Source organism: Agrobacterium vitis, from assembly GCF_037039395.1.
Lineage (GTDB): Bacteria > Pseudomonadota > Alphaproteobacteria > Rhizobiales > Rhizobiaceae > Allorhizobium > Allorhizobium vitis_E.
Map to the genome: position 1 here is coordinate 2,573,610 of NZ_CP146242.1, position 16,052 is coordinate 2,589,661.

15 protein-coding genes are annotated in these 16,052 nt (G+C 59.7%); 6 read left to right on the plus strand and 9 right to left on the minus strand.

The features are described from left to right. Positions 1-36 precede the first annotated feature (36 nt). The 4 genes from V6582_RS14385 to V6582_RS14400 all read left to right on the plus strand — a co-directional run bounded on the left by V6582_RS14385 (position 37) and on the right by V6582_RS14400 (position 5,119). Complete coding sequence (locus tag V6582_RS14385) at positions 37-837, plus strand: inositol monophosphatase family protein (protein WP_156634851.1); 801 nt, start codon at positions 37-39, stop codon at positions 835-837. Between the two features lie 183 nt (positions 838-1,020). Next, positions 1,021-2,034 carry a flagellar motor protein MotA gene (locus tag V6582_RS14390; RefSeq protein WP_156634852.1) on the plus strand — a complete coding sequence of 338 codons (1,014 nt, stop codon included), beginning with the start codon at positions 1,021-1,023 and terminating at the stop codon, positions 2,032-2,034. A gap of 3 nt (positions 2,035-2,037) precedes the next feature. Continuing rightward, positions 2,038-3,069, plus strand: coding sequence for a peptidoglycan -binding protein (locus tag V6582_RS14395; protein ID WP_156634853.1), 1,032 nt, complete (start codon positions 2,038-2,040; stop codon positions 3,067-3,069). Between the two features lie 391 nt (positions 3,070-3,460). Continuing rightward, on the plus strand, positions 3,461-5,119 hold the full coding sequence (locus tag V6582_RS14400) for an FAD-binding dehydrogenase (RefSeq protein WP_349508879.1): 1,659 nt from the start codon (positions 3,461-3,463) through the stop codon (positions 5,117-5,119). A gap of 4 nt (positions 5,120-5,123) precedes the next feature. On the opposite strand, the gene V6582_RS14405 is transcribed toward V6582_RS14400, so the two are convergent. Then, positions 5,124-6,926 carry an ABC transporter transmembrane domain-containing protein gene (locus tag V6582_RS14405; RefSeq protein ID WP_337739405.1) on the minus strand — a complete coding sequence of 601 codons (1,803 nt, stop codon included), beginning with the start codon at positions 6,924-6,926 and terminating at the stop codon, positions 5,124-5,126. 190 nt (positions 6,927-7,116) lie between these two features. On the opposite strand from V6582_RS14405, the gene rpmE reads away from it, so the two are divergent. After that, on the plus strand, positions 7,117-7,338 hold the full coding sequence (gene rpmE / locus V6582_RS14410; RefSeq protein WP_015917049.1) for a 50S ribosomal protein L31: 222 nt from the start codon (positions 7,117-7,119) through the stop codon (positions 7,336-7,338). A gap of 211 nt (positions 7,339-7,549) precedes the next feature. Here the strand turns inward: rpmE and V6582_RS14415 are convergent, their stop codons facing one another. The 3 genes from V6582_RS14415 to V6582_RS14425 form a co-directional block, all read right to left on the minus strand. Further along, positions 7,550-8,065 carry a DUF1465 family protein gene (locus V6582_RS14415; RefSeq protein ID WP_015917048.1) on the minus strand — a complete coding sequence of 172 codons (516 nt, stop codon included), beginning with the start codon at positions 8,063-8,065 and terminating at the stop codon, positions 7,550-7,552. A gap of 408 nt (positions 8,066-8,473) precedes the next feature. Then, complete coding sequence (locus V6582_RS14420; RefSeq protein ID WP_156634691.1) at positions 8,474-8,668, minus strand: DUF1192 domain-containing protein; 195 nt, start codon at positions 8,666-8,668, stop codon at positions 8,474-8,476. Positions 8,669-8,671: 3 nt separating this feature from the next. Further along, positions 8,672-9,955 (minus strand): MFS transporter, encoded by a 1,284-nt coding sequence (locus V6582_RS14425; protein WP_156634690.1) that lies wholly within the window; start codon positions 9,953-9,955, stop codon positions 8,672-8,674. Positions 9,956-10,243: 288 nt separating this feature from the next. Here V6582_RS14425 and V6582_RS14430 point away from each other — a divergent pair, with 288 nt between their 5' ends. Next, entirely contained in the window at positions 10,244-10,399 is a 156-nt protein-coding gene (locus tag V6582_RS14430; RefSeq protein ID WP_197433848.1) for a hypothetical protein, read from the plus strand. Positions 10,400-10,408: 9 nt separating this feature from the next. Here V6582_RS14430 and V6582_RS14435 read toward each other — a convergent pair whose 3' ends face one another. From V6582_RS14435 to V6582_RS14455, 5 genes are all read right to left on the minus strand, one after another. Then, positions 10,409-11,563 carry an HPP family protein gene (locus V6582_RS14435; RefSeq protein ID WP_197434512.1) on the minus strand — a complete coding sequence of 385 codons (1,155 nt, stop codon included), beginning with the start codon at positions 11,561-11,563 and terminating at the stop codon, positions 10,409-10,411. Positions 11,564-11,605: 42 nt separating this feature from the next. Continuing rightward, positions 11,606-12,523 carry a PhzF family phenazine biosynthesis protein gene (locus V6582_RS14440; RefSeq protein ID WP_156634688.1) on the minus strand — a complete coding sequence of 306 codons (918 nt, stop codon included), beginning with the start codon at positions 12,521-12,523 and terminating at the stop codon, positions 11,606-11,608. 162 nt (positions 12,524-12,685) lie between these two features. Beyond that, positions 12,686-13,711 (minus strand): class I fructose-bisphosphate aldolase, encoded by a 1,026-nt coding sequence (locus V6582_RS14445; RefSeq protein WP_156634687.1) that lies wholly within the window; start codon positions 13,709-13,711, stop codon positions 12,686-12,688. A gap of 184 nt (positions 13,712-13,895) precedes the next feature. Beyond that, positions 13,896-15,098: a phosphoglycerate kinase gene (locus V6582_RS14450; protein WP_156634686.1), complete on the minus strand. Its 1,203-nt coding sequence runs from the start codon at positions 15,096-15,098 to the stop codon at positions 13,896-13,898. A gap of 118 nt (positions 15,099-15,216) precedes the next feature. Continuing rightward, complete coding sequence (locus tag V6582_RS14455; RefSeq protein WP_156634685.1) at positions 15,217-16,041, minus strand: TIGR00282 family metallophosphoesterase; 825 nt, start codon at positions 16,039-16,041, stop codon at positions 15,217-15,219. Positions 16,042-16,052 lie beyond the last annotated feature (11 nt).

Consider the following 16,052-nt stretch of genomic DNA (forward strand, 5'->3'; position numbering starts at 1 on the left):
ACGGCCTGCTGCATCATTCAGTCTAAGGAAACCGCTATGGCTCGCTCAGCCCTTCTCAATGTCATGGTCCAGGCCGCCGTCAAGGCCGGGAAATCCCTGTCGCGCGATTTTGGCGAAGTGCAGAACTTGCAGGTTTCGGTCAAGGGTCCCGGCGATTTCGTTTCCCAGGCCGATATGAAGGCTGAAAAACTGGTGCGCGAGGACCTGCTGAAGGCCCGCCCCACCTACGGCTTCCTTGGAGAAGAGGGCGAAGAGATCAAGGGGACCGATGGCGCGCATCGCTGGATCGTCGATCCGCTGGATGGCACCACCAACTTCCTGCACGGCATTCCGCAATTTGCCGTCTCCATCGCCCTGGAGCGCAATGGCGAAATCGTTGCCGGCGTGATCTTCAACCCTGCCACCGACGAGCTCTACACGACCGAAAAGGGCGGCGGCGCCTTCCTTAACGATCGCCGCATTCGCGTTGGCGCCCGCAAGGTGCTGTCGGATTGCGTGATCGGTTGCGGCATGCCGCATCTTGGCCGCGGCAATCACGGCAAGGCGCTGTTGGAACTGCGCCATGTCATGGGCGAAGTGGCTGGCGTGCGCCGCATGGGGGCCGCCGCTCTCGATCTCGCCTATGTCGCCTGCGGCCGGTTCGACGGTTTCTGGGAAACGGGCTTGCATGCCTGGGATATCGCCGCTGGCCTGTTGCTGATCCGCGAAGCGGGCGGCTTTGTCAGCGATATGGCAGGCGGAACCGATAGTCTCGACCGGGGCGATATTGTCGCGGGCAATGAATATATCCAGAAAGCACTGCTGGAAGTGGTCAAGCGGCCCTTGCCGAAGGCTTGATCGGCTCGGAGGAGGCGTCGCTTTTTCGGCGCTTTCCTAAAAGCGTCGGTTTTCGCTTCAATTCGACATGAATTTGAACTAGCCTCCGTCCACTTCACGCTGCCTGGGCCGAGCCTTTCAGAGGCTTGACCCGTGGTTTGCGAAAGGGATCGACCGCTTGCCTGTAATGGAGACGTGCTGCCAATGACGGATGTGGATGTGGACGCCCCGGACGCTGAACCGGCCCGTTACGGCTCGAAACTCTCAAGCCCGGCACCCATTATTCTGACGATGCTGATCTTTCTGATCCTCATCGGGTTCATTGCGGCCATCCTGTTTCGGCAGGCCGAACAGGCATTTTACACCAATCCGGGCCTGAATGGTCTCATTCTCGGGGTATTGGCCGTCGGCATCATCCTGATTTTCGCCCATGTGGTCGGGCTGATTTCGGAAGTGCGCTGGTTCAACCATTTCCAGATGCCAGACACTGCCGATAAATCCGGACGCGAGCCGAAATTGCTGGCGCCGATGCGCTCTCTGCTGGGCAATCGCCGCTCAACGGGCCTGTCGACCACGCTGTTGCGCTCGATTCTCGATTCCATCGCCACCCGGCTGGACGAAGCGCGCGATACTTCGCGCTATCTGATCGGCCTTCTGGTGTTTCTCGGCCTGCTCGGCACATTCTGGGGCCTGATCGGCACGATCAGCTCGATCAGCAATGTCATCCAGACCTTGGATGCCGGCTCGGGCGGGCAGGGCAGCGATGTGCTGCAAACCCTGAAAAACGGACTTTCCGCGCCGCTTGCCGGCATGGGTACTGCGTTTTCCTCGTCGCTGCTTGGTCTGTCCGGCTCGCTGATCCTCGGTTTTCTCGATTTGCAGGCTGGCCGTGCCCAGAACCGGTTCTATACGGAGCTGGAAAACTGGCTGTCTTCCGTCACCGATACCGGGTCCGATCAACCCGTACCGGCAGGCGTTTCCGGTCACGACATCGAGCGTTTGCTGGAGCAGATGAAGAAGATCGCCCAGCAGCCTGCCTCCGGCTCCGACCGTTCGGCAGCAGCACTGAGCGGTTTGTCGGACGGTATTCAGGGCCTGGTTAAGAACATGCGCAATGAGCAACAGATGCTGCGTGACTGGATCGAAGCCCAGCAGGAAGACACCCGCGCCATGCGCAAGGCGCTGGACCGGCTGAACGACAAGCTCGGGAGCAAGTAAGCCATGGCCCTGGGGCGCAACCGCAGGCGGGATCGCGGCGCCGACTATTGGCCGGGCTTTGTCGACGCCTTGTCGACGCTGCTGATCGCCATCATGTTCCTGCTCACCGTCTTCGTGGTGGCGCAATTCGTGCTCAGCCGGGAAATTTCCGGCAAGGACGAGGTGTTGAACCGGCTGAACAACCAGATTGCCGAATTGACACAGATGCTGGCGCTGGAAAAAGGCGGCAAGCAGGACCTGGAAGATGCACTGGCCAACCTGCAATCCTCGCTGGATACGTCCGAGAAGGAACGCAGCCGTTTACAATCGCTGCTCGACACAGGCGCCGGGAATTCGGCCCAGGCCCAGGCAAAGATCGGCGAGTTGAGCGGCAAGCTCGATGAGCAGCAGCAGGTCAGCGCTCGCGCCATGAGCCAGATTGACCTGTTGAACCAGCAGATCGCCGCACTTCGCGCCCAGATCGCCGCTGTCGAGCAGGCCTTGCAGGCCTCGGAGGCCAAGGACCAGAATTCGCAAGCGAAAATCGCCGATCTCGGACGGCGGCTGAATGTGGCCTTGGCCCAGAAGGTGCAGGAACTCAATCGCTATCGCTCCGACTTTTTCGGGCGCCTGCGCGAAATCCTGTCAGACCGGCAGAATATCCGCATTGTCGGCGACCGTTTCGTGTTCCAGTCGGAAGTGCTGTTTCCCTCCGGCGGGGCCGACATGAACCCGCAAGGCCAGGAGGAAATGGTCAAGCTCGCCAATGCCCTGATCGATCTCGCCAAGGAAATTCCCCCTGATATCAATTGGGTGCTACGCGTCGATGGCCACACGGACAATGTCCAGCTCTCAGGCAATGGCCGCTATCCAGACAATTGGGCGCTGTCTGCTGCCCGCGCTGTCTCGGTGGTCAAGTTCCTGATCTCCAAGGGCGTTCCCGCTGACCGTCTGGCTGCTGCCGGTTTCGGCGAATTCCAGCCGATTGCCCCTGGCGATACGCCTGAAGCCCGCGCCCAGAACCGACGGATCGAGCTGAAACTGACGGAGCGGTGAGACGGGCAGATGAATGGGTGTGGCTCTTATACGAAGATTGCACACTAGACGACGCTAAGGTTTTTCTGTGCCGCTTACCCCCCCCCTCTGTCCTGCCGGACATCTCCCCCTCACGGAGGGAGATCGGCAGGAAGCACTGGCCGCACATCTTTTTAGCGACTGAATATGCTGGAAATAAAACGGTTTCTGTAGGGTAACTGGTTTCCACACATCGATCTGCCGACGATTTTATCGTCCCACATCCCGGCTTTATCCAATGTCCCATAGAAAAGCGGTAAAGTTGTAGGAAGAGCACAGCCTGCCTTCCACTTGCTCTATTTTGACCTTTGCGTAAAAGTAATTTTTTTCTGCCAGGGAGAGAATGGCAGCGAAATGTGCTTGGGAGGGCGTGATGGACGAGTTCGACGTGATCGTGGTTGGCGCGGGGCTGGCGGGGTTGGTTGCGGCAACCGAGGCGGCGGGGCGGGGCTTGTCGGTCTGTGTCGTCGATCAGGAGGGGGAGCAGAACCTCGGCGGGCAGGCTTTCTGGTCGCTGGGCGGATTGTTTTTCATCGACAGTCCCGAGCAACGCTTGATGCGGGTGCGTGACAGCCTGGCCTTGGCCGAGCAGGACTGGTTCGGCTCGGCGGGCTTTGACCGGCCGGAGGATTATTGGCCGCGGCGTTGGGCGCAGGCCTATCTGCACTTTGCCGCAGGTGAGAAACGGGCATGGCTGCATCAGCTTGGCATGCGCTGGTTCCCGGTTGTTGGCTGGGCAGAGCGGGGAGGGCAGCTTGCCGATGGCCATGGTAATTCGGTGCCACGCTTTCATGTCACCTGGGGGACAGGGCCGGGCGTGCTGGAACCATTTCTCAAACTGGCCACGGCACTGGCCGAGGCCGGGCGCATCACCTTCCGGTTTCGCCATCAGGTCGATGCGCTGGAGCGCCGGGATGGACGGGTGACGGGCGTGTCCGGCACGGTGCTGGCCAATGATGCCGTTTTGCGGGGTGAAAAGAGCAGCCGTGAGCCACAAGGTGATTTCGCTTACTCCGCCCAGGCGGTCATCGTTGCGTCCGGTGGCATTGGCGGCAACCATCAATTGGTGCGGCAGAACTGGCCGGTCGACCGGCTGGGTCAGCCGCCTGCCACCATGGTTTGCGGCGTGCCTGCCCATGTCGATGGGCGGATGATCGCCATTACCGAGCAGGCGGGCGGCAGCGTCATCAACCGGGACCGCATGTGGCATTATACCGAGGGTGTGAAGAACCACGACCCGATCTGGCCCGATCACGGCATTCGCATCCTGCCCGGCCCATCCTCCTTCTGGTGCGATGCCGATGGTAATCGGCTGCCATCGCCCGCCATGCCGGGGTTCGATACGCTGGGCACGCTGAAAATCCTGCGCGAGCGAGGCAGCGATTACAGCTGGTTCATCCTGACCGAGGCGATTATCAAGAAGGAATTCGCGCTGTCCGGTTCGGAGCAAAACCCGGATCTGACCGGTCGCAATATCCGCCTCCTGCTGAAACGGCTTGGCAAGCGCCCGACCGGTCCGGTTCTGGCCTTCATGGAGCGGGGTGAGGACTTTGCCGTCAGCACGGATCTGGAGGAACTGGTGGCGAAGATGAACGCGATCAGCGTTGAGAGCCGATTGGACCCAGCCCATCTCCGCCGTCAGATCGAGGCGCGCGATCGGGAGATCGCCAACACCTTCAGCAAGGATGCGCAGATCACCGCCATCAGAGGCGCCCGGCGCTATCTTGGCGATAAATTGATGCGGACTGCTGCACCGCATCGGCTGCTCGATCCGGCCAAGGGACCGTTGATCGCCGTGCGCCTGCATATCCTGACCCGCAAGACCCTGGGCGGCTTGCAGACCGACCTTGAGGGCCGGGTGCTGGAAATGTCCGGTGAGCCGGTGCCGGGCCTTTATGCGGCAGGCGAGGTCTCAGGTTTTGGCGGCGGCGGAATGCACGGCTATAATGCGCTGGAAGGCACATTTCTCGGCGGCTGCCTGTTTTCCGGCCGGGTGGCTGGCCGCAATGTTCTTGCGGCCCGCCCGTCCTGATGGGCTATTTCGCTTCTGCCAGAAAATCCTGCGCTCCGCTCTGGAATTGCAGCCGGGCCAGTCGGGCATAGATGCCGCCCTGCTGGATCAGGCTTTGGTGGGTACCCTGTTCCACCACCTTGCCATCATCGATGACCAGAATCCGGTCGGCTTTGAGCACGGTGGCCAGCCTGTGGGCAATGACGATGGTGGTGCGCGATTTCATCAGCTCGTCCAGTGCTTTTTGCACCAGCGTCTCGCTTTCGGCATCCAGCGCGGAGGTGGCCTCGTCCAGCAGCAGGACCGGGGCATCTTTCAGAATGGCGCGGGCAATGGCAATGCGCTGACGCTGGCCGCCTGAAAGCGTGATGCCGCGTTCACCCACTTCAGTGTCGTAGCCACGCTCCAACCGGTCGATGAATTCCGTGGCTTGGGCGGCGCGGGCAGCAACGATTACCGCCTCGCGGCTGGCATCGGGGCAGCTGAAGGCAATATTATCGTGGATCGTGCCGGAAAAGATCGTCACATCCTGGGGTACGATGGCAATGCTGCCGCGCAATGCCTCCGTTGACACGTCGCGCAGATCACTGCCATCAAGACAGATGCGTCCGCTTGTCGGATCGTAGAACCGCAGAATCAGCGAGAAGATCGTGCTTTTGCCTGCGCCTGATGGTCCGACGATCGCCACGGTTTCCCCGGCATCGACGGCAAAGCTCAGGCCTTTGACGGCGGAGCGCCCCGGGCGGCTGGGATAGGAAAACTCGACATTTTCAAACCACACTTCGCCACGGGCGGGAGTAGGCAAGGGCTTTGGATGGTCCGGCGATTGCACGGCAGAGACTTCGGCCAGCAGTTCCGTCAGCCGTTCGGCAGCCCCGCCGGCCTGCATCAATTCGCCCCAGACCTCAGACAATTGGCCGAGCGATGAAGCGGCGATGACGGAATAGAGCAGGAACTGGCCCAGAGTTCCCGCTGACAGTGTTCCAGCCAGCACGCTTTGGGCGCCATACCAGAGCACCCCGACAATGCTGCCGAATACCAGCGTGATGGCAACCCCGGTCAGGATGGCCCGCGAGCGTGTGGCGATACGGGCGGCCTGGAAAGCCTGTTCGACGGCAGCGCCGTAACGGGCGCTGGCCGCGGCCTCGCCGTTGAAGGCCTGGACCGTGCGGGCAGCCCCGATGCTTTCGCCAGCAAAGGCTGCGGCCTCTGCCAGCCTGTCCTGGGCAAGGCGGGAGCGGCGGCGCACGGAGCGGCCAAAGGCAATCAGCGGAAAGACAATGACGGGAATAGCGGCCAGCACCATGATCGACAGTTTCGGGCTGGTATAGATCATCATGCCCATGGCGCCGAAACACATGATGATGTTGCGCAATGCCACAGAGGCGCTGGCACCGACGGCGGATTTAATCTGGGTGGCATCGGCTGTCAGCCGCGAGACGATTTCGCCGGATTGGTTGACGTCGAAAAACGCAGGCGACAGGCGGCTGACATGATCGAACACTTCGCGGCGGATATCCGAGACGATCCGCTCGCCAATGGTGATGACATAATAATAGCGCAGCGCGCTGGACGCGGCCATGATCAGCGCCAGAACGATCAACATGGCAAAATACTTGTTGATGAAACCAGCATCGGCAGAGGCCATGCCGTGGTCGATCATCCGGCGCACGGCCAGCGGCAGCGCCAGCGTGGTGACGGCGGCGAGAGCCAGAAACACCAGGGCCGCCAATGCCATGCCGCGATACCGCATCAGGTAAGGGTTGAGCCTGGCGAGAGGCTTCAGACTACGGCTCGATTTTGCCTGGCGTTCTTGGTTTTCCGACACTGATCCCTACTCCGCCCCTGCCATCCCAGCTTATGTGCTGGGGGCCTTGTTATCCTCGCGACCTTCATGTATAGGCAGCCCATCAAATTGGGAAGCCCGCGACATTACCAGTCTCCGGCTTCATGTATTGAATTGGGTCGGCTGACGCAATTGCGGCAAATAGACCCCCCGGCACATCAGGAAGACCGTCATGAAGGCTAACATTCATCCCGAATACCACAAGATCAAGGTCGTCATGACCGATGGTACCGAGTACGAAACATTTTCGACCTGGGGCACCGAAGGTCAGGTCATGAACCTCGACATCGACTCCAAGTCGCATCCGGCCTGGACCGGCGGCAACCAGCAGCTCATGGACCGCGGCGGCCGTCTCTCCAAGTTCAACAAGCGTTTCGGCGGCCTCGGCCTCTAAGTCATCGTTTGCATGTCTTCCAAAAAAGCCCGGTCCCTCGACCGGGCTTTTTTGGTTTATGCGGCGCGTTAATGCCTTCTCTGATTACGCATCCGGAATCCTGCATACGAGTGCGAAAAACCCGGCTCTGCAGGGCAGGGCCGGGTTTAAAAATCCGAGATCAGAATGCAGAACTCATCCGTCTGCATGGTGTCTTTATAAGCAAAGATTCTCAGTTGGCGTTGAAGGCCGTGCGCAGCAGGTTCAGCTGGGCCTGGACGCTGTTCTCATTGTCCGGCACGATGGATGTGTCATTCGGGCGATAGATTTCGCGGTCCAGCAGGGCAATCCGGTTCTGCAGGCGCAGCGAGCGTTCGATCAGGTCGCGGAAGGATTCCGGCAGATCGTTCCAGCCTGGCGCATTGCGGTCAACATTGAAGCCATCAAGACGCACCTTGCTCTTTTCGGAAATCACCTGGTCGCGCGACATTTCGCCATTGTTGACGGCGCGCTGCAACAGGAGCCAGGAAGCCATCTGCATCAGGCGCGTGGTCAGGCGCATGGATTCAGCTGCATAGAGCACGGAGGCCATGCGGGGCAGAACCTTCGCAGCCGAACGGCCGGGGCCGTCAAGATATGCGGCGGTTTCTTCGACCAGCCCCATGCCCTCTGCATAGGTCGCCTTGAACTGCGACGACGAAGCAGCGCGCCCGGCAAAGCTGACCGTATTCAATCCAAGTTCCGACATCGACATTTTCCCTGTCTTACGCATCACTTATTGACGTAGCGCGGCGGTTAACGAAGTCCAGCGCCAATTCCATGGGCGAACGATGCTACCAATACCCCAAATGCGCAAGTCGTTTCTTAAGAAAGGGTTAATTCCCACAGTTTTAGGCAAAGTCGAAAGGCATAAAAAAAGAGCCGCAAAAGCGGCTCTCAAGGTAAAACAGGGAGAAAAATCAGACCAAATCGCCGATTGGTGAAACCGTCTGAATCCAGAAGAACCGGACAGGTTATACATTCGCATAAAATGCTTAATGTTGTGTTAATACTGCATCGGGATAGATCAAAGCGGCGTTGCTTGCCGCCGCCTATGAGGGTTTCCGGGGTGATCTTTACCATAATCAGCAGCTGTAATATTTTGAACCATGGCCTGCTACTTTAAAGGGCGAAACAGCGACTCGGCTGCCGCTTTTCCCGCCATTTTGCTGGATTTTGCCGTTTCGAGACGGGCTATTTCCTGTTTTAGCAAAGTGATTCGCGTCTCCAGTTCGCTTGCCGACAGGAGAGAAAGGTCGCAACCGATCTCGTGTTCCGGCGGTTTGCGTGGGCGGTCGGGGTCTTCCATCATGGTTCATGCCTCCTTGTTTGCGGGCTCTTCACCACTGATGTCCATGCGTTCAGCTCTTGGGTCAAGTGTTGCCGATTGCGGGGTGGCCATCATGGTCGAGACTGGGCCGTGGCCTGTGGAAAAATTCTCTTTTTCCTCGGAGGTGAGGGTGGGGCGCAACCGGCTGCGGAAAATCGCATAGGCAACCAGCAGAGCATGGGCGGTGGCCGTGACTCCAAACAACGCATAGGGACCAAACAGCGTCATGACAGGGCCGCCGATGGTCGGGCCGATAATCGTACCGATGCCAAACAGCAGCAGCAGGCCGCCGGACACTTTGACGAAATCGCCGCTGTCGGCAAAGTCATTGGCATGGGCGACCGCAATCGGATAGAGCGAATTGGCCGCCGCCCCATAGAGCGCCACAAGCGGGATCAGGATAAAGGCTGCCTGTGGCCGTACCACCAGAAGCAGAAGGGCGGCCAACAGGGCGACCGAGGCAATGCCGGCCAGAACATAGCGCCGGTCCGTATGGTCGGACAGGCGGCCAGCCGGAAACTGGGCCGCCGCACCGGCAAAGATCGTGATACTCAACATGCTGGCAATCATCACATCCGGCAGGCCGACGCGGGCGCCGAACACCGCCACCAGGGTGCCGTAAGCGCCGTTGGCAATGCCGATCAGCAGAATACCGACAAAGGACACCGGCGAATTGCGATAGAGTTTCGGCAGATCCAGCTTGACGGATTTCAACGGCTGCGGCGAGGCAGCGTTGGACATGGTGGTGGGCAGCATGGCCAGGCAATAGAGAATGCCGCAGATCATGAACAGCGTTGGCGTGTGAATATTGCCGAAAGCCACCATCATCTGGCCGCCGACCACCCCAAACAGGGTGACGGAAATGTAGAAGGAAAAGATCGAGCCACGGCTCTCGTTGCTGGCCCTCTCGTTCAGCCAGCTTTCAATGATCATCGAGGTGCCGGCGGTGCAAAAGCCGGTCAGCGTTCGCAGGGCGACCCAGGAATATTGCTCGACGACCAGGCCGGTGATCAGCGAAATGATCGCGATGATGGCGATGAAGCAGGAAAAGGCCCGGACATGGCCGACCCGCATCACCAGCTTGGGTGCAATGAAACAGCCAAGCACAAAGCCCGCCGCCCAGGACGTGCCGAGCAGGCCGAGTACTTCATTGGAATAGCCTTCAAAGGAACCGCGCACCGGCAGAAGCAGCCCATGCAGGCCATTGCCAAGGAACAGAAAAAGCGTGCCAAGCAAGAGGGAGAGAACAGGTAGCAGGTTTCGGGTCATGCAAAATCACTTCGGAACGGGTCGAGGCGAAGGCCAAGCGTGGCGGGTCGCGGAATGCGTGGGGCCATTATTCCCCGGAATGGGGTCGATTTATGAATTATGGCAAACTGTCGTTACTGCGACGTTACAGCAGGTGATTTTCCAGCTATTTATGGGGTATGGCGCAAACCGCCAGATGATGGCCAAGCAAAGCCTGCTTCCCTTTGCCCGGTGATATCAGTATGACCGAGGACAAGCGCTTCATTCCTGCTAAAATGCGTTGGCTTCGTAGAGGTAGCGACCAAAGACATGAACAAGGCAATATCCGCCTTTCTGATCCTGGCGATGGCCGTGCAACTGATCCGGCCGCTCGGCTTGCCATTCCTTCGAAAGCGCAGCGACTTCTGGAAGCTTGCAGTGCTGGCCTTTGTCATCTGGACCGTAACGCTGCTGGTGCGGCCTTAACCTCTGCCTTTACGCTTTTTGGTTCGAGGCCTGCACCATGGCCATCAATACATCCGTTTGGGCGATCATGCCGATCAGCTTTGCCTGGGCGTTGATGACAGGCAAATGATGCAGGGCCGCTTCGGCAAAGGTGACGATGGCCTCAGACAGCGGTGCGTCTGGCGTGACGGTGCGCACCGGTGTGGTCATGATGTCCTTGACCGTGCCGTTTGGCGCAGAGGCACCTTGCAAGGCCAGCGCCAACCGTCGGCCAAGACCGATTACTGGCTTGCCGCGTGACCAGCTTGCCTTGTCCATCAGGTCGGTCTGCGTGACGATGCCGAGAATGGTGGCGTCTTCGGCGGTCACCGGCAAAGCCTTGACGCGGCTCTGGCGCAGGCGGTGCAGCGCCTCGCTCAGCGTGGTATCGGGAGAGAGGGCGGCAATGCCCGCAATCATCACCGCGCCGCAGGTCGTATGGCTGCTGCGACGGCGATAGGCGCGCAGCTCCGTGCGGCGCAGAATATCCTCCAGATCGTCGCGGTCGATGTCGAGAAAGGCGTCGTAATCCTTCAGGACGTCATCGAGATCGCGGCGCTGGAAGCCTGCGGTATCAGTAATGCCGGGCGTTTGCGGCAAAGCAGGCTTGGCGCGATGCGGATAGCGGCGGCCCGCAAGCCGGTTATAGAGCAGCGCGCTGGCCAGAAGCAGCACGGAATTGCCAGCCACCGGCCAAAGCACGAAGCCATAGCCGAGCGCATGAATGCCGGGACCGCCGAGCACGGCAGTCAGCGCGATGGCGCCGCTTGGCGGATGCAGGCAGCGCAACGCAATCATCGCGGCAATCGCACCGCCAATGGCGAGCGCGCTGGCAAGCAGCAGATCCGGCACCCATTGCGCTACGGTCACACCAATCAGTGCGGCGCAAAGATTGCCCCCAAGGATTGACCAGGGTTGGGCAAGCGGACTGGTGGGGACCGCAAACAGCAGCACGGCGGAGGCTCCCATCGGCGCGATCAGCACCGGCAGGCTTGCAGCTTGCTGCGGCCAAAAATATCCCAACAATAAGGCACTGATGAAGCCGGTGATCAGAATGCCCAGCGTCGCGCCGAGGGCGGAGCGGGCCTGTTCTGAAGAACTGATCGGCGTCACGTCCGGGATCAGATGCTTCCATGCGTCCCGCAGACCTGATTGCATTGCTGGTTTTCCGTTTCTGTATGGCGTGGATCAACGATCGATGCTGAGCGTGCCCTGCATGACGGTCACAGCGTGGCCTGAAATCTCGGTTCGGACGACGTTGCCGCCTGCTTTCTGGACGGTGATTGTTATCAGGCTGCGGCGACCCATTTCAACACCCTGTTCGATCACCAGCGTCTGGTCAAGATCGGCTTCCGGTGCCTGCTGTGCCAGATAGGCGGCAAGTGCCGCTGAGGCGCTACCGGTCGCCGGATCTTCCGCGACATTGTCGAAAGGCGAAAACATCCGGGCGCGGATATGGTTTTCCGACATCCGGCAATAGAGAAAGGTTGCGCCATCCGTTTCCTGGTCGGCATGGATTTCGACCAGACGGCTGAGAGCGGCAAGATCAGGCTTGCTGCGGCCAAGGGCGGTGAGATCGGTCAACTCCGCTGCGATGAATTTCAACCCGACGGAAATAAAGGCCGGAGCATGGTTTGCGGTTTGAATGTCACTCTCAGCCAAAGACATGGCGGCGGCCAGATCGGCTGTTGCAACCGGGCCGCTGACGAAAAGAGGCTGGGGCGCACGGATGCGGGCATTCACCAGACCATTATCATCGCGGCTCAGTTGAACGGTGACGAGACCGGCTTTTTCCTCAAAGCGCAGATCGTCGCCAAGGGACTGGCCGAACAAGGTCGGTTGTCCGACAAGGGCGATGGCTGTGCCAACATTGGGATGACCGGCAAAAGGTATTTCCATGACAGGCGTGAAGATCCGCACCTGGGCGGTATTGGCCGTGTCTGTCGGAGGCAGGACGAAGGTGGTTTCAGAATAACCGAATTCGGCGGCAATGGCCTGCATCGTCGCATCCGACAGCCCGCGCCCATCGAGAATGACCGCCAGAGGATTGCCGCGAAACCGCTCAACGGTAAAGACGTCGAGAGTGATGAAAGGTACGGAGATCATGGTTGGCCTTCTTGCAGGTGATACGTAATGAACAACCGTGATCTCGATAGCAGCGGCTTTGCCGAAATGAAGATGAAATCCTGTCAGGGTGACAAGAAAAAAGCCCCACCGGGTGTGGTGGGGCTTCAAGATGCTGGAACCAAATCTGTTCGATGCTTGACCTCAGGCGGCCTTTTCCAGGTCCTGTTTCCAGGTGCCAGTCGCGGCCAGGCTGTTCATGCGGGCGCGGTGAGTGAAGGCGCGCTGGCCAGCGGCAACATTCTCGCTGCGGCCGCCCCAAGTTTTAATGGCGCTATCCTGAAGGGCGCGGCCATAGGAATAGGTCAGGGTCCAGGGCAGGTCGTAGCCAGCATTCATCGCGGAGAGATGCGCGGTTGCTTCCTCTGTGCTCTGGCCGCCGGACAGGAAGGCGATGCCGGGAACGGAGGAAGGAACCGTGGCCTTCAGCACCTTGACGGTCGCTGCTGCGACTTCGTCGACGGAGGCCTTGCGGGCATTCTTGCCGTCGATGATCATGTTGGGCTTCAGGATCATGCCTTCGAGCTTGACGCGGGCGTCGTAGAGATCCTGGAACACGGTGCGCAGCACCCATTCCGTTACTTCAGCGCATTTGGCAATGTCGTGGGTGCCCGGAGCGCCATCCATCAGCACTTCCGGCTCGACGATCGGCACGATGCCGGCTTCCTGGCACAGGGCGGCGTAATAGGCGAGCGCCTGGCTATTGGCCTTGATCGAACCCCAGGTCGGCAGGCCATCGGCAATGGCGATAACGCCGCGCCACTTGGCAAAGCGGGCACCGGCCTTGTAGTAATTGGCGAGACGCTCACGCAGCCCGTCCAGACCTTCCGTCAGGGTTTCGCCCGGGAAACCGGCCATTGGCTTGGCGCCGGTATCGACCTTGATACCGGGGATGGAGCCGGCGGCCTTGATGATGTCAACGAAAGGCGTGCCATCGGCAGCCTTCTGGTACAGCGTCTCTTCATAGAGAATGACGCCGGAAATGTATTTTTTCATCGCCTCGTCGGAGCGAAACAGCATTTCGCGGTAGTCGCGGCGGCTGGTTTCGGTGGATTCGAGGCCAATCGTGTCGAAACGCTTCTTGATGGTGGACGTGGACTCGTCCGCTGCCAGAAGGCCCTTGCCATCAGCCATCATCTTGACGGCGATGTCTTCAAGTCTCTCACTCATGTCCTATGCTCCCAAAAACGTTACCACTGGTTATCGCGTAACAGATGTTGTTCAGGAGGAAAATGGGGCGTTAAGTCATTGAAACGATTGAAATCGTTTCAATCGTTTTAAAATTCAAACTTTTTTAAAAGAAATTCAGGTGCGGCATTTGTTCCGTGCCGCACCTCCTATTTTTCGCCGGTTGTTAAGCCGGACGGGTCAATACGGCAACGCCGGGCAGTTCCTTGCCTTCCATCCATTCCAGGAAAGCGCCACCTGCGGTCGAAACATAGGAAAAGTCATCGACAACGCCAGCATGGTTGAGCGCCGAGACCGTGTCGCCGCCACCGGCCACCGAGACCAGCTTGCCAGCCTTGCTGCGCTCTGCGGCGTGTTTTGCGGCAGAGACGGTGGCGGTATCGAAGGGGGGGATTTCAAAGGCGCCGAGCGGGCCGTTCCAGACCAGCGTTGCCGCTTTGGTGATCCAGTCATTGACGACCGCCACCGATTGCGGGCCGACATCGAGCATCATCGCGTCGGCGGGAATGGCCGAGACATTGACGGTCTCATTGGCGGCATTGGCCTTGAACTCGCGGGCGACGACGCCGTCGATCGGCAGCACGATGGTGCAGCCAGCGGTTTCGGCTTCGATCATGATCTGCTTGGCGGTTTCTGCCAGGTCGTGTTCGCACAGCGATTTGCCGACAGAAATTCCTTGGGCGGCAATGAATGTATTGGCCATGCCACCGCCGATGACGAGCGCATCGACCTTCTTGACCAGGTTCATCAGCAGGTCGATCTTGGAAGAAACCTTGGCGCCGCCGACAATGGCGACCACCGGATGGGTCGGCTTGCCGAGACCTTTTTCCAGCGCTTCCAGTTCGGCCTGCATGGTGCGTCCGGCATAGGCGGGCAGAATATGGGCAAGCCCTTCCGTCGAGGCGTGGGCGCGGTGGGCAGCGGAAAAGGCGTCATTGACGTAGATGTCGCCGTTCTTGGCCAGTTCGGCGGTAAAGTCGGCGTCGTTGTTTTCTTCGCCTTTATGGAAGCGGGTGTTTTCCAGAAGCAGGATATCGCCGTTGTTCAGCGCGGCAACGGCCCTTTCAGCCGGTTCGCCAACGCAGTCTTCACCAAACGCGACCGCCTGGTCCAGCACTTCCTCGACGGCGGAAATGATCTGCGACAGCGACATATCGGCAACTGGCTCGCCCTTGGGACGACCGAAATGGGCGAGCAGAATAACCTTGGCGCCCTTGGCCGACAGTTCCTTGATGGTCGGGGCGACGCGCTCGATGCGGGTTGCATCCGTCACCTTGCCGCCGGAGACGGGCACGTTCAGGTCGACGCGCAACAGTACGCGCTTGCCGGCGATATCGGTGAGATCGTCAAGTGTCTTGAAAGCAGGCATGGTGAGTTTCCCGTGTTGAATGTCGTTACGGTGCTGCGCGGGACCTTACACCGGTCCCGGCAAGAGGCAAGATTGATCGGGCTGTTGCCCGGCGCAATCCGGATATGAAGCCGAAGGCTCAGGCCCAGAAAGCGGGGATGGTCTCGTCAAGGCGCGGGCCGATGCGCAAGGGGGCGATCTTTTCGGCGAGCCCGGTGCTATCGGAAATCTCGACGCCGACGCCGCAGATCGTCGCCGGGCCGTGGGCTGCTTCAAACCGGCCCTTGGGCATTTTCGAAATGAAGCGGTTCAGCGGCTCTTCCTTTTCCATGCCGAGCGACGAATCATAATCGCCGCACATGCCGGCATCCGACATATAGGCGGTGCCGCCATTGAGAATCTGGTGATCGGCGGTCGGCACATGGGTGTGGGTTCCGACCACGAAACTGGCGCGGCCATCGACGAAATGGCCGAAACATTGCTTCTCGCTGGTGGCCTCGGCATGGAAGTCGAAGATGATGGCGTCGGCCTGTTCCTTCAGCGGGCAGGCGGCGAGAATGGTTTCCGCCGATTTGAACGGATCGTCCAGTTCGGGATGCATGAATACCCGGCCCATGATATTGGCGACCAGCACGCGCGCACCGTTGCGGGCATAATAAAGACCGGACCCTTTGCCGGGCGTTCCTGCCGGATAATTGGCCGGGCGCAGGAACTGGTCGTGGCGGCCGGAAAAGGTGATCGCTTCCTTCTGGTCCCAGACGTGGTTGCCAGTGGTGACGACATCGGCGCCGGCATTGATGGTTTCGAGGAAAATATCCTCGGTAATCCCGAAGCCGCCAGCGGCATTTTCACCATTGACGATGACGAAATCCAGTTTCAGGTCGGAGACCAGGCCGGGCAGCTTTTCCCAGACCGCCGTACGGCCTGTCTTGCCAACCATGTCGCCCAGAAAAAGCAGCCGCATTCCTTAAATCC